At 64.9% G+C, this 14,883-nt stretch carries 9 protein-coding genes; 4 read left to right on the top strand and 5 right to left on the bottom strand.

Annotation, left to right across the window (positions count from 1 at the left end; translation table 11 throughout):
• Positions 1-95 precede the first annotated feature (95 nt).
• The gene (locus B0E48_RS03705; RefSeq protein WP_077516069.1) at positions 96-2,168 is read left to right on the top strand and encodes a M13 family metallopeptidase; all 2,073 of its coding nucleotides are present in this window, start codon (positions 96-98) and stop codon (positions 2,166-2,168) included.
• A gap of 69 nt (positions 2,169-2,237) precedes the next feature.
• Here B0E48_RS03705 and murD read toward each other — a convergent pair whose 3' ends face one another.
• From murD to B0E48_RS03680, 5 genes are all read right to left on the bottom strand, one after another.
• Complete coding sequence (gene murD / locus B0E48_RS03700) at positions 2,238-3,611, bottom strand: UDP-N-acetylmuramoyl-L-alanine--D-glutamate ligase (protein ID WP_077516067.1); 1,374 nt, start codon at positions 3,609-3,611, stop codon at positions 2,238-2,240.
• Entirely contained in the window at positions 3,611-4,951 is a 1,341-nt protein-coding gene (gene murL, locus B0E48_RS03695) for a UDP-N-acetyl-alpha-D-muramoyl-L-alanyl-L-glutamate epimerase (protein ID WP_077516937.1), read from the bottom strand. Before murL ends, murD begins: the two co-directional genes overlap by 1 nt.
• Before the next feature lie 25 nt (positions 4,952-4,976).
• Positions 4,977-7,541 (bottom strand): bifunctional aspartate kinase/diaminopimelate decarboxylase, encoded by a 2,565-nt coding sequence (locus tag B0E48_RS03690; protein WP_256363546.1) that lies wholly within the window; start codon positions 7,539-7,541, stop codon positions 4,977-4,979.
• Positions 7,542-7,903: 362 nt separating this feature from the next.
• Positions 7,904-9,418, bottom strand: coding sequence for a fumarate hydratase (locus B0E48_RS03685; RefSeq protein WP_077516063.1), 1,515 nt, complete (start codon positions 9,416-9,418; stop codon positions 7,904-7,906).
• 138 nt (positions 9,419-9,556) lie between these two features.
• On the bottom strand, positions 9,557-10,138 hold the full coding sequence (locus tag B0E48_RS03680; protein ID WP_077516061.1) for an outer membrane beta-barrel protein: 582 nt from the start codon (positions 10,136-10,138) through the stop codon (positions 9,557-9,559).
• 437 nt (positions 10,139-10,575) lie between these two features.
• Here B0E48_RS03680 and B0E48_RS03675 point away from each other — a divergent pair, with 437 nt between their 5' ends.
• Genes B0E48_RS03675 through B0E48_RS03665 form a run of 3 tightly spaced genes read left to right on the top strand, consistent with a single transcriptional unit; the run spans position 10,576 to position 14,756 of the window.
• Positions 10,576-11,901 carry an amino acid permease gene (locus B0E48_RS03675; RefSeq protein ID WP_077516059.1) on the top strand — a complete coding sequence of 442 codons (1,326 nt, stop codon included), beginning with the start codon at positions 10,576-10,578 and terminating at the stop codon, positions 11,899-11,901.
• A gap of 51 nt (positions 11,902-11,952) precedes the next feature.
• On the top strand, positions 11,953-12,489 hold the full coding sequence (locus tag B0E48_RS03670) for a (2Fe-2S)-binding protein (RefSeq protein WP_077516057.1): 537 nt from the start codon (positions 11,953-11,955) through the stop codon (positions 12,487-12,489).
• Positions 12,486-14,756, top strand: a complete 2,271-nt coding sequence (locus tag B0E48_RS03665) for a molybdopterin cofactor-binding domain-containing protein (protein WP_077516055.1) — start codon at positions 12,486-12,488, stop codon at positions 14,754-14,756. Before B0E48_RS03670 ends, B0E48_RS03665 begins: the two co-directional genes overlap by 4 nt.
• Positions 14,757-14,883 lie beyond the last annotated feature (127 nt).

The raw sequence follows: 14,883 nt of genomic DNA, 5'->3' as shown, positions 1-14,883 counted from the left end.
GGCCGAGCGACGCCGTTCGCTAGCCCATAAGTCATGCGCACAAACCTGGGGCAGCGGACTATCGTGGGCGTCTGATTCCTGCCGGGATAGATGCCATGCGCCAGCTACGTTGGATCCTGACCACCGCCGTGCTGTGCGGCGCCAGTGCATGGGCCGCCACGCCCATGTCGATGTCGCCACCGGGCGGGAGTTCTGCCACCGGCATCGACCTGGCCGGCATCGACCACGGCGTGAAGCCGGGCGACGACTTCTTTCGCTATGCCAACGGCGACTGGCTGAAAACGGCGCAGATCCCGGCCGACCGCTCCAGTACCGGCACCTTCCTCAAGGTGTTCGAGCAGGCCGAGAAGGATACCGCCGAGCTGATCCGCAACGCCGGCAGCAACCATCCCGCCGCCGGCAGCAGTGCGCGCAAGATCGCCGACTACTACGCCGCCTGGATGGACACGACTGCGATCGAGCAGCATGGTCTGACCCCTCTCAAACCGGAACTGACGCAGATCGACGCGATCGCCTCGCGCCAGGATCTGGCCCGCGTGCTGGGCAGTCGCCTGCGCGCCGACGTCGATCCGGTCAACGCCACCAACTTCCATACCGAGAACCTGTTCGGCTTGTTCGTGGCGCAGGGGCTGGAAGATCCCTCGCGCAACATCGCCTACCTGCTGCAGGGCGGCCTGGGCATGCCCAGCCGCGACTACTACCTGTCGAACGACCCGCACATGGCGGCGTTCCGCACGAAATATCAAAGCTATGTCACCGCGTTGCTGAAGCAGGCCGGCATCGCCGATGCCGAGGCGAAAGCGAAGACAGTGCTCGAGCTGGAAACGAAGATCGCCACCGCGCAGGAAAGCCTGATCGACAGCCAGGACGTGCACAAGGCGAACAACCTGTGGCGCTTGGCTGACTTCGCGCAGAAAGCACCGGGTCTGGACTGGGCGACCTACTTCAAGGCTGCCGGTCTGGACGACCAACCGCAGATCGACGCCTGGCAGCCGACCGCTATCACCGGCCTGTCCGCATTGACGGCCAGTGAGCCGCTGCATGCATGGAAGGACCTGCTCCTCTTCCACACACTCGACCACAACGCCGCCCTGCTGCCGCAGGCGTATGCCGACCTCAGCTTCGATTTCTACGGTCGCACCCTGCAAGGCACACCGGCGCAGCAGCCGCGCTGGAAACGTGCCGTGGGCGCCACCAATGTCGAGCTCGGCGACGCCGTGGGTCAGCTCTACGTGAAGCACTACTTCCCGGCTTCGTCCAAGGCCGCGGTGCAGCAGCTGGTGAAGAACCTGATCGCCGCCTTCAACGACCGCATCGATACCTTGAGCTGGATGACGCCGGCCACTCGCGAGAAAGCGAAGGCCAAGCTGGTCACGTTGCGCGTCGGCGTCGGCTACCCGGAAACCTGGCGCGACTACGCCACGTTGGAGATCAGCGCGGACGATCCGCTCGGCAACCATCTGCGCGCCGAGCACTTCGAGTATGCGCACCAGCTGGCCAAGCTGAGCCAGCCGGTCGACCGCGGCGAGTGGTGGATGACACCGCAGACCGTCAATGCGGTGAACCTGCCGCTGCAGAATGCACTGAACTTCCCCGCCGCAATCCTGCAACCGCCGTTCTTCGATCCGAAGGCTGACGCAGCCGCCAACTACGGTGCGATCGGCGCCATCATCGGCCACGAGATCAGCCACAGTTTCGACAACACCGGCGCCGAGTTCGATGCACAGGGCAAGCTTGAGAACTGGTGGACCCCGGCCGACCTGGACCACTTCAAGGCCGCCGGCCAGCAACTGGTACATCAGTTCAACCAGTACCAGGCGCTACCCGGCCTGCACGTCAACGGTGAGCAGACCTTGGGCGAGAACATCGCCGATGTGTCCGGCCTGACAATTGCGTGGCTCGCCTATCACAAGTCGCTGGACGGCAAGCCGGCACCCGTGATCGGCGGCCTCAGCGGCGACCAGCGCTTCTTCCTCGCCTTCGGCCAGGCCTGGCGCTCGAAGATCCGCGATGACGCCCAGCGCCAGCGCCTCGCCACCGACGTGCACGCCCCCGCCGACTTCCGTGCCCAGACCGTGCGAAACCTCGACGCCTGGTATCCCGCGTTCGAGGTGAAGCCCGGCGAGAAGCTGTACCTCGATCCGAAGGATCGGGTGAAGATCTGGTAAGACTCGTCAGTACGCAGAAACAAAAAGGCCGTGATTCCAGTGGATCACGGCCCTTTTCGTCACGGCATATCAGCCAATACCGAGTCCATCGATCCCGCTGATGGCGGCGGCGTCGAAGCCGCCCAGCGCGGTAAAACACCGACCGCGTTCGGCGTAATCCTTGAACTGGTCGAAGCTGGGTGCACCCGGTGATAGCAGGATCACGCCATCGTTCGGGGTACGCGCTTTCGCCTCGGCCACTGCGCTGGCGAGATTGTCGACGCGCACGATGGGGCAACGCACTTCGACCGCACGCAATGCCGCTTCGATACGCGCGCCGTTATTACCCATGCAGATGATCGCGTTCGGTGGTGTGCCACGCATTGCCTCGACGAACGGCGTCCAGTCCAGCCCGCGGTCATGCCCACCGACCAGCACGCTCACCGCGCGACCGTGCAGGCTTTCCAGTGCTGCCAGGGTCGCCAGCGGGGTGGTACTGATCGAGTCGTTGATCCAGTGCCAGCCATCGTGGTCGCCCAATGACTGCAGGCGATGCGGCAATGGCCGGAAATGCGCCAGTGCCGGTGCGGCAGCCAAGGCATCCATGCCGACCGCAGCCAGCGCCGCCAGCGCGGCGCAGGCGTTGAGTGCATTGTGCAGGCCCGGCGCGGCGAGCTGGTCGATTGGAAAGACGTCCTGTGCGCCGCGGCGGATGAAACCGTCGGCGACGTGCCAGCCGGTCGTCTGACCGAACTGCACGCGGTGTGGATGGTCCTGCGTGCGTTCGAGCAGCGCGGGTTGCAGCGCATTGACCAGCAGCTGTTGCGAGACGTCAGCCAGGCGCAGCTTGTCCGCAACATAACGCTCGCGCGAGCCATGCCAGTCCAGATGTTCCTCATACAGACTGGTGACCACGCCAAGTTCCAGTGGCCCCGCCTCGCCGGTCTGGAAGCTGGACAGCTCGATCACCCACAGATCGGCCGGCTGGCCGAGCAGCCCCAGCAACGGCAGGCCGATGTTGCCGGCCAGGGCCGTGCGCACGCCGAGCGAGCGCGACAGGTGCGCGATCAGCGCGCTGGTGGTGCTCTTGCCCTTGGTGCCGGTGACGGCGATCACACGTGCAGCCCGGCCTTGATCGATGCTGTTCTCGCCGAACCACAAGGCGGTACCGGAAGTGAAATGCGTACCCTGCGCCCGCGCGGCGAGCAGGGCTGGCTTGTAGGCCGAGATGCCGGGCGACTTCACCACCACATCGAATCGGCTCAGCGTGGTGGCATCCGGTTCACCGGCGATGATCTCCAGGGCCGAATCAAATGCATGCGCGGGTCCGACTTCAGCCGGCCCGCAGAACAGTGTCAGTACCTGTTCCGGCAGATGCGTGCGCAACGCCTCGATGACCGCGTGCCCTTCGCGACCGAAGCCCCAGATCGCGACGCGTCGGCCGGCCAGATCGGCGATGCGCATCAGCCGATCGCCGCCAGCGCCGCTTGCAATCGGGCCGACACGCGTTGCTCGGCCGACGGCTCAAGCCACGGTTCCAGCGCCAGCTGCGATGCATCCAGCTGCGGCAGGATCTCACTGCGGAAGCGCTCGATCAGCGCATCCTCCTGCCACTCCGGCCGCTGGCTCAGCGCGTACATCGCGGCGCGCGCCTCGGCGCCCTCGCCCACGCATTCGAACGGCTTGTGGTCCTGGTATTCCAGCAGCGCGTCGAAGCCGGCGGCCTGGTTCTCGTCGTCCAGCAAGTTGCGCCCGAAGATTGACAGCAGCCGCGGCTTGGGCAGGAACGGTGCCAGCGCGAGAAACACGAAATGACACTTCGGGCACTGTCCGCACCAGCGGTCAGCCGGCTTGGGACCGAGCAGCTTGAAGTTGCGGTTACAGCTGGAGAACGCGTCGAAGTACGGCGTGAGCTTCGCGAACGCACGAGTGATCGCCAGTTCCGAATACGGCCGCAGCAGCGAGCAGTAATCGAGGTCACTGGCCACGTGCGTGTGCAGCCAGTTGCCGAGCAACTGTTCGAACGCGTAGCCCTTGCTCCACTGATGGTTCACCTGCTGGCCTTCGTATTCCAGCGTGGCCGCCGAAGCGGAACGCTCGTTGGCGAACGCGATCGAGTCGTAGCCGTACAGGATCGCGGCGACGGCGAGGATCGCCGAATTCACCGCGGTCACCGGGATATGCCCGTTCCACGCGCCGAGCCGGTTCAACTCGAACAAGCCCGGCGCCAGCTCGCGCTGGATGTTCAGCGTGGGCAGTCCGGTGCGTTCGGCGCAGGCGGCGATTAACGCGGAATTGCCAACCCATACGGCGGTCGCCTCGCCGCCGATCGATTTGATCGCCTCCACCGCAACCAGCGAATCCTTGCCGCCGCCGATCGGCACCAGCGTGCGTTTGGGCAGACTCAATGTGCCCACGGTCGGCGCGACACCGCCACGAGGGAACGCGATACGCCCACGCAGATCCAGCCCATTGCGATAGGCGAACTCGGCCAAGCCGTGCAGATACAGCTGATCGAGCAGCTCGGCGGTGGCGTCGTCGAGTGGGCCACTGGCCACCTCGATCTTCGGCGGCACGCCGGCCTTGTAATAGCTGACGCCGGCGATCAGATGCAGCAGCTTCAGCGCGGCGTCGAACGCCGCAGCACGCGCGGCCGGAATCGCAGGCGCATGCGGGAAACGAATCCGCTCGATCAATTCCTCGCCGTCGTCAAACGCGTACACCAGCTCAGCCACGCCATCGGCGTAGCTGCAGCGCACGAAACGGAACAGCTGGGTCAGCCGCGGTTGAATCATCTTGCTCACCAATACTTTCTCCAGCGCCAGGCGCCTATTCGATCACGATCTCGTCGGCTTCGTCGCGCAGGTTGTAGTGCGAGGACATAACCTTGCCGTAAGCACCCGCCTGCGCAATCAGCATCACATCGCCCTCCTGCGCCTCGGGCAGGCGGCGATCGGTGCCGAGCACGTCGCCACTCTCACAGATCGGACCGACCACTTGGTACAGCGCCGTAGCTGGCTCAGCGAGCCGGCTGAGATTGACGATCTCGTGCCAGGCGTCGTACAGCGCGGGGCGGATCAGGCTGTTCATGCCGGTATCGATGCCGAGATAGCGGAACGCGCCCTTGCCCTTCTGCTGGGTTACCCGCGCCAGCAGCACGCCGGCATCGGCGACCAGGTAACGACCCGGCTCCATCCACAGTTGATATTGCGGATAAGCCGCCTTGACCTCACGCAGCACGCGATCGAGTTCGGCGATATCCAGCCGCGCCTCGCCCGGATGCGACGGCACGCCGAGGCCGCCACCGATATTCAGGAACGTCACGCTACCAATGCGCTCCGCCAGGCTGGCCAGCTGCGCATAGACCTCGCCCCAGTGGCCGGCATCGAGCACGCCCGAGCCCAGATGCGCATGCAGGCCGCGTACGATCACGCCATGGGTTTCGGCTTGCTGCAGGAAGATCGCAAGCTGATCCAGCGGCAGACCGAACTTGCTGCCGCTGCCGCCGGTGCGCACCTTTTCGTGATGACCGAGGCCACGACCCAGGTCCACCCGCAGCACGATCTCCCTGCCGCGGAACAACTCGCCCCAGTGCTCGATCGGGTACAACGAATCCAGCGTCACGGTGGCGCGGGTGCCGAGCGCGAAAACGTAATCCTCGCGCGGCGCGAAGTTCGGCGTGAACAGCAGCGGCGTGGCTTCCGGCACGATCGCGCTGACCGCCTTCAATTCGCCCGGCGAGACGCACTCGAACGCGAAGCCTTCGGCGACCAGTGCGCGCAGGATCGCCGGATGGGTGTTCGCCTTCACCGCGTAGTGCAGACGATCGACGGCGCTCAGCGTGTTCAGCTCGCGCGCCTGCTGGCGCACCGTCGGCAGGTGATAGACGTAACGCGGCGTGGCCTCGGCAGCCAGTTCGAGCAGACGCTGTCTTTGCGACTCGCGCCACCATGCCGTCGCTGCGCCGGGCACTTCGCCACTGCCGTACAACGCCTGCCAGCTGGGGCCGAACAGTTCACTGTCGTCAGTGCGCAGTGCACCGGCGCCGATCAGCAGGTCGTGCAAATGCGGCAGCAGCGTATCGACCACTTCCTCGTCCACCACGAAGGTGAGGTTCAAGTTGTTCGACGACTGCGAAATCATGTGCACGCGCAACTGGCCGAACTCGGCCAGCACGCCGGACAGGGTATGCAGCAACGAGCGCATGCCGCGACCGACCAGGGTGATCGCCGCACACGGCGCGATCACCTTGACCCGGCACACCTTGGCCAGATCGCTGGCCAGTGCCGCGATCGCGTCGGAGTCGAGCAGGTTCTCGGTGGGATCGAGCGACACCGTGACATTGGTCTCGGCCGAGCCGATCAGGTCCACCGACAGGCCGTGCTGCTTGAAGTGCGTGAACACGTCGGCGAGGAAACCGACCTGCTGCCACATGCCGACTGATTCCATCGACACCAGGGTGATGCCCTTGCGCGCGCTGATCGCCTTGACGCTGGGCGCATGCGCGCGCACTTCGGGACCGATCACCGTGCCGTCGAGCTCGGGTCGATTGGTGTCCTTGATCAGCAGCGGCACACGCGACTCGCGCAACGGCGACAGGCAACGCGGGTGCAGCACTTTGGCACCGGTGGAGGCGATTTCCTGTGCCTCCTCGTAATCCAGTCGCTGCAGCAGGCGCGCGCCCGACACCTGACGTGGATTGGCGGTGAACATGCCGGCCACGTCAGTCCAGATCTCCACGCGCTGCGCCTTCAGCAACGCGCCGAAGTAGGAGGCGGACGTGTCGGAACCACCACGTCCAAGCAGTACGGTGCGACCTTGTGACTCACGGGCGATGAAGCCCTGGGTGATGAACACCTCGCCCAACGTCGCCAGCCGCGCAGCCAGCACCGGATCGGGTCGCGAATCGACCATCGACGACAACAACCGGGTGCGTTCGTTCTGGTTCGGCAGGGCGATCGCAGCGAGGCAGTCGCGGGCATCCAGCCATTGCGTGGTCAACCCACTGTGGCTGAGGAATGCTGCACCGAGCGCACTGGACATCAGTTCGCCATGCGCCTGCACCTGCGCCTGCCAGGCCAATTCGCCGAGCGTGGCGACACCTTCGTCGGCGAGTCTGGCCAGATCGGCAAGCCGATCGCCGAGCGTGTCCGGCATCGCCAATTGCATATGATCGAGCAGGTCGTAGTGACGCTGCGCAATCGCCTTGGCCGCTTCGCTGCGTTTGCCTGACTCGCCTTGTGCGCACATTTGTTTGAGCGCATCGGTGACGCCGGTAAGCGCAGAAACAACCACCAGCACGCGCGCACCCTCGGCGCGGCGACTGGCGACCAGCTCACGGATGTTCTGCCAGCGTGGCAGCGTGGCGACACTGGTGCCACCGAACTTCATCACGATCCAGGGGGCGTCGGCAGGAAGCGACGCGGGGCTTTGCGGGTTCACAGGTACCTTCAGCGGTGGTTGGGGAAAGACAATCTGGCCAGTGTTGCGCCGCAGCAGGCGGAATGCAACCGCTTGGAGGTTTCAGGCGTTTGGATGGCTAAATGCGAGGGCGTATGGCCCGAAGAACCGTCATCCCGACGCAAGCCGGGATCCAGTGACTTCTTTCCGCCAGACGTGCAGTCGCTGGATCCCAGCGCTCGCTGGGATGACGGGCCAGGTGAAGGCTCTCGCGAGCACCTGCCCCTCACCTCGATCCGCTCCTCCCGAAAAGGGGACTTCCTATGGTCGCCAAAGGGAGAGGAAGACAGTTGGTGTTACGCCACGACCACGGGAATCTTGCCGATCCGCGCCTGCCATTCCTTCGGCCCGGTCTGATGCACCGAGGTACCGGCGGAATCCACCGCCACCGTCACCGGCATGTCCTGCACAGTGAACTCGTAGATCGCCTCCATGCCGAGATCGGCAAAGCCGACCACGCGCGAAGCCTTGATCGCCTTGGACACCAGATACGCCGCGCCACCGACCGCCATCAGATACACCGACTGGTGCTTCTTGATCGCCTCGATCGCTGCCGGACCACGCTCGGCCTTGCCGACCATGCCGAGCAGGCCGGTCTGCGCCAGCACCTGCTCGGTGAACTTGTCCATGCGCGTGGCGGTGGTGGGGCCGGCTGGGCCCACCACTTCGTCGCGCACCGCGTCGACCGGGCCGACGTAATAGATGAAGCGGCCCTTGAAATCCACCGGCAGCGGCTCGCCCTTGTTCAACATCTCGACCATGCGCTTGTGCGCGGCGTCGCGACCGGTCAGCAGCTTGCCGTTGAGCAACAGCACTTCACCCGGCTTCCAGCTCGCCACTTCCTCGCGCGTCACGGTGTCGAGGTTCACCCGGCGCCCCTTCGAGCTGTCGTAGGTCAGCTTCGGCCAGTCTTCCAGCGATGGCGGATCGAGCATCACCGGGCCGGAACCGTCCAGCGTGAAGTGCGCATGGCGGGTCGCGGCGCAATTCGGGATCAGTGCCACTGGCAGGTTCGCCGCGTGGGTCGGGTAATCCTTGATCTTGATGTCGAGCACGGTGGTGAGGCCACCCAGGCCCTGCGCACCGATGCCGAGCGCGTTGACCTTCTCGTACAGCTCGATGCGCAGTTCCTCGGCGCGATTGCTCGGGCCGCGTGCGATCAGTTCCTGGATGTCGATCGGCTCCATCAGCGCCTCCTTCGCCAGCAGCATCGCCTTCTCGGCGGTGCCACCGATGCCGAGGCCGAGCATGCCCGGCGGGCACCAGCCGGCACCCATCGTCGGCACGGTCTTCAGCACCCAGTCGACGATCGAGTCGGACGGGTTGAGCATCACGAATTTCGATTTCGCCTCGGAGCCGCCACCCTTCGCCGCCACGATCACGTCGAGCTTGTCGCCCGGCACGATCGACACGTTGATGATCGCCGGCGTGTTGTCCTTGGTGTTGATGCGCTTGCCGGCCGGGTCGGCCAGGATGCTGGCGCGCAACTTGTTGTCCGGATCGTTGTAGGCGCGACGCACGCCCTCGTTGATCATCTCGTCCAGCGACAACGTGGCGTCCCACTGCACGTTCATGCCGACCTTGAGGAACACGGTGACGATGCCGGTGTCCTGGCATAGCGGGCGATGGCCCTCGGCGGCCATGCGTGAATTGATCAGGATCTGCGCCATCGCATCCCTGGCGGCGGGGCTCTCCTCGCGCTCATAGGCGGCGGCGAGGCCCTTGATGTAGTCGACCGGGTGGTAATAGCTGATGTACTGCAGTGCGTCGGCGACGGACTGGATCAGATCGTCTTGCTTGATGATGGTCATGCGGGAACTTCAATGAGGGCGCCACAAGCGGGAATCCGCAGCGCAACCTGTCTATTGTGCCGCAACCAGGCCCAGCCTCAAAAAAACAACGGCCGCACAGGCGGCCGTTGCTGCTCTCCTGGCAGAAGCGATCGAAGCTCAGAAGCGATATTCGGCAAAACCCGAAACCACACCGATATTGTCGGCGTAGCTCGAACCAGCGTACTTCACCCGGCCACGGTAATTGTCGTAGCTCGCACCCAGGCTGAAGTGTGGCGTGATGTCGTAACCGACGCCGACGCCAGCGTAACCGCCATTGCCACTGTAGCTCTGCGAACCAAATCCACTGATGTTTTCCACCAGTGTGGAGCGGAAATACCCCAGGCGACCGGAGACAAACCACTTGTTCACAAATTTGTACTTGAGGTTGATGCCCAGGAGCGGACCCTTGCCCTGCGCACTGTAATTCGCACTGATGGCTCCGTCAGTCACCGTGCCATGCGCCTTGCCCAGATCGACATAGCCGGTTTCGACGCCGAAATCGACCACATCGCTCTGCCAGCTGTACCCGCCACGCACCGCGACGCTGACATCCGTACGGTCACTGAAACCATTGTCGTTGTAATGCGACTGGCCCAGATTCCCGTTGATGAAAAATGCACCCGGATCAGTGGCAAATGAAGTGGTAGAAACTGCAGCCAGCGCGACGGCAATGGCGGTTAGATGAAATCGCTTATTCATAGCTTCCCTGTCTGGTGTTATTTGCTTATTTGTCCCCCGCAGCCCCATGCACGCGAGAGCGCGCATTCTTGCCAATTCACCAACACATCCGCAAGTAACGTAAAAATATGCGAATCAATCAGCGGAGGATTCACTGGAATCGCAAATACTTTCTAAGGCATGACACTTTCGCAGTGGTAAATGCGCCATGCAGTTTGCGAGATCCACATGCGGCGTGCTTCAGGCGGACCGCGTCGCTGTGGCTGGGGATATCACCACGATTCGATGAAACGCATCATGCCCCGTTCAAGTGATCGGACAACCCCACGCGATGGCAACTTGCGAGGCGCGAGGGAGCCGCATCGCGCCAGAATTTCTGGTAATGCCCGACGGTACACCGGCTTGCCGGACCCATCATCGACCGCCATGCTGTCGGGCCTGTCCTCGCGATCGACCTCATGAGCGAACCGACCACTTCCCGAACCTACCTGCGCAGCCTGCGCCCGTGGGACGCCGCCCTGATCGTGGTTGGCGGGATCATCGGCGGCGGCATCTTTCTCAACCCCGGCATTGCCGCGCAGAGGACCGAGTCGGGGCTGGCGTTGCTGCTGATCTGGGCCGGTGCCGGCGTACTCACCCTGATCGGTGCGCTGTGCTACGCCGAGCTCGGCGCACGACGGCCCCATGCCGGCGGCAGTTATGTCTACCTGCGCGAAGCCTTCGGGCCACTGGCCGGCTTCCTGTTCGGCTGGACCATGCTGCTGGTGATCTATTCCGGTTCCACTGCAGCGGTGGCGACGATCTTCGCCAGCTATGCAGCGGCCGTGTTCGGCCTGCCACCGTCGATGACACTGCCGCTGACGGTCGGCGCACTGGTCTTCGTCAGCGGCATCAACCTGTTCGGCATCCGCCTCGGCGCACAGATCCAGAACCTGTTCGCCCTGCTCAAATTGCTGGCAGTGGCAGTGCTGGTGATATGCGGGCTGTTCCTCGCCGGTGCCGGCCACGGCCAGATACTGGCGGTCGATCCGACTCGCAGCGGCGTCGGCTTCATCGGTGCGGCGTTGCCGGTGCTGTTCGCGTATTCCGGCTTCACCTATCTCAACAACCTGGCCGGTGAGGTGCGCGATCCGCAACGCACGCTGCCACGCGCACTGACGCTCGGCATGCTGCTGGTGATCGTCGCCTACGTGCTGGTGAACGTGGCGTACCTGACCGTGCTTGGCCATGCCGGCCTCGCCGCCAGCCATGCCCCGGCGGCGGACGTGATGCAGCAGGTGTTCGGCCCGCTTGGCGCCAAACTGATCGCGCTCGGCGTGGCGATTTCCACGTTGGGCTTCTGCAACATCACCCTGGTCGCTGGCGCGCGCGTGCTGCAGGTGATGGGCGAGGACGGGCTGTTCTTCCGTGTGGTGGCGCAGCTGCACCCGCGCTATCGCACGCCGAACACCGCGCTGCTGTTGCTGGCCGGCTGGGCGATCGTGCTGGCGCTGTCGGTCGATTACGGTCAATTGCTGGATTACGCCACGTTCGGCGACTGGTTGGCCTGTGCGGTCGCTGTCTCCACCCTGTTCTGGTATCGCCGCCGCGACGACAGCACCGCCAGTTTCAAGGTCCCCGGCTATCCATGGCTGCCGCTGCTGTTCATTGTCACCGTAGCGTGGGTGGTGGTGGTGACAGCACACAACAACCCGCGCAACGCCGGCATCGTTACGCTGATCATGGCCGCCGGCGTGCCGGTGTATCTGGTCTGGCGCCGCCTGTTCAGTCGTGCACGCACCTAAGGCACCGGCAGCAATGCCACAATGTGCGGATAGAACTTGAGGAGAGGATGGATGGCGCCAGTGCAAGCCCAGGCCGTGCCGGTCACTTCGGAGAATGCCATCGTGCCCGAGAAGGCGCGCGATGGCATCGATCTTGAGATCAACGCCGAGCGCTATCGCCACACCGGCGATCCACAGATGCCCTTGCTGTGGTACCTGCGCGACGTGCTGCGGCTGACCGGCACCAAATACGCCGGCATGCGCGGCGAAACCGGCGCCGACCTGGTGCTGCTGAACGGCAAGGCGGTCTCGGCGGTCGCCCAGCCGATGGCCAAGCTGGCCGGCAAGTCGGTCACCACGGTGGAGGGCCTGGCCGCCAACGACGGCAGCCTGCATCCGGTGCAGCAGGCCTTCATCGACGAAGATGCGATCGGTTGCGGCTACTGCACGCCCGGCTGGCTGATCGCCGCTGTCGACCTGCTCAGGCGCAAGCCGAATCCCAGCGATGACGATATCGACCAGTTGCCGAACCTGTGCCGCTGCGGCTGCCAGACCCGTGTGCGCCGCGCGATCAAACGTGTCGCCGCCGGCAAGGCGGGTCAGGCATGAACGACCACATCCCGGCTGACCGCATCCGACTCTCGCGTCGCCGTTTCCTGCAGGTGCTCGCCGGCGGCGCCGGCGTGCTGATGGTCGGCATCCGCACCGCCAGCGCCGCCGATGCGCCGCTGCCGCTGGCCATGCTCGGCGACACGTTCTACGACCTCGGCGCGTACGTGCGCATCGACAGCGACGGCAACGTGCTGATCGGCGCACGCGACCCGGACACCGGCACCGGCGTGGCCACCTCGCTGCCGCGGATCATCGCCGACGAACTCGATGCCGACTGGAACACCGTCAGCGTGGTGGCGCTCGGCCTCGGCGTGAGCGACAACAACGGCCAGCCGCGCTGGACTTACGGACACCAGGTCGGTGGCGTCGGCGGTTCGATCCCGGCTGCCTGGAATGATCTGCGCCAGGTAGGCGCACTGGCGCGCTGGCTGCTGCTGCAGGCTGCCGCACACCGCCTCGGCGTGCCAGCCGACAAGCTGCGCTGCGATGCCGGCACGGTGATCGCGCCGGATGGTCGCCGCTTCAGCTACGCCAGTCTCGCCGAGGACGCCAGCAAGATCGCGCTGCCGAACAATCCGCCCGCGGTGAAGACACCCGACCAATACCGGTTGATCGGCAAACCGGCCGGCGACGTCGACGCACGCGCCATCGTCACCGGGCAGATGCAATATGCGATCGACCAGCACTACGGCGAGGCACTGGTTGCCGTGCTGGCGCATTGCCCGTGGCCCGATGGCACCCTGGCGCATATCGACACCAACGACACCCTGGCGGTCAAGGGCGTGGTGAAGGTGCTGCAGTTGAAACCGGAACCCGGCCAGCTGCTGGGCAACACGGTGATCGCGCCGGCAGTAGCCGTGCTGGCCGAAGATACCTGGTCGGCGCTGCAAGGCCGGCAGAAGCTCAAGCTCGAATGGAAACCCGGCGCCAGCGGCAGCGAAAGCAGCAATTCGCTGGAACAGCAGGCCGGCGCCCTGCTCGCCGGCAAGACCGATCCTACGGCACGCGTGCGCAACGATGGCGATGTCGATGCCGCGAGCAGGAAAGCCGCACGCCGGCTCGACGCCATCTACTACCAGCCGTGGCTGGCGCATGCCACCGCCGAACCGATGAACTGCCTGGTGCGGCTGGACAAGGATCACGCCAGCGTGGTGGTACCCACTCAGGCGCCGCAGAAGGCCTGGGCCGTGGTGCAACGCCTGACCGGACTCGGTCCCGCGCAGATCGAGATCAGCGTGCCGCGTATCGGCGGTGGCTACGGCCGCCGGCTCGACCATGACTATGTGGCCGAGGCGGTGATGCTGGCCAAGGCAGTCGACAAGCCTGTGCGCCTGCTTTGGACGCACGGAGAGGATCTCGATCACGACTACTACCGCTCCGGCAGCGTGCACCAGCTCAGCGCGATCATCGACCACAAGCGCCAGCTGACCGGCTGGAACCAGCGCTTGGCCAGTGCCTCGGCGCTGATCCATCGCGGTGTACCGGACAACCGGCTATGGACGTCCGAACTGCAGGCCGACCAGTTGCCGGCCGCGCTGGTGCCTAACTACCGCAGCGACTGGTACGCCCTCAATGCGTCGATCCCGCGCGGCCCGATGCGCGGCATGCCGCAGCTGAGCAACGCATTCGCGGTGGAAAGCTTCATCGACGAAATCGCGCACAGCATGAAGGAGGATCCGCTCGACACCCATCTGCGCCTGCTCGGTGCGCCGCGCCAATTGTCGTTGAGCGCTGGCGGCGTGCTGGACACTGGCCGGCTGACCAACGTGCTGAAGCTGGTTGCCGACCGCATCGGCTGGAAGAACTGGCTGCACAGCGTGAACGGTCTCGGCATCGCCTGCTGGCACGTCGACGGTGCCTATGTCGCACATGCGATCGAGGTGGCGATGCAGGGCGAGAAGCTGATCATCCATCGTGTCGTCTGCGCGGTCGATGTCGGTCGCGTGATCAACCCGCAGGGTCTGGAAGGCCAGGTTGCCGGCGCCACGCTCGATGCGCTCTCCATCGCGCTCAACCTGGCGATCACGTTCAAGGACGGCCAGATCCAGCAGCACAATTTCAAGGACTACCCGCTGGCCAGCATGGCCCAGCTGCCCAATGCGGTGGAAGTGATCGTCGTCCCCAACGATGACCTGCCGCCCACCGGTGCCAGCCTGCTCGCCATGCCCACCGCCGCTCCTGCGCTGGCCAACGCGGTGTTCCGCGCCACCGCCGTGCGCGTACGCCGACTGCCATTGATGAAGGAGCTGCTGCGGCTGCTGTAACTCGTGATCAGTGACGGCGGAACCGGTGCGCCGCACATGCGCCGTCGTGCCGCTGACAGGAGGGCGTCAGCGCAGGAAGAGCCCTACGTACGTGCTGAAGTACACCTTCGGCGCGTGCTCCATCCGA

The sequence above is a fragment of the Rhodanobacter sp. C03 genome (genome assembly GCF_002001175.1).
In the GTDB taxonomy this organism is placed as follows: Bacteria; Pseudomonadota; Gammaproteobacteria; order Xanthomonadales; family Rhodanobacteraceae; genus Rhodanobacter.
The sequence above is the reverse complement of the archived record's forward strand: the minus strand, read 5'-3'. Positions and strand labels throughout refer to the sequence as shown.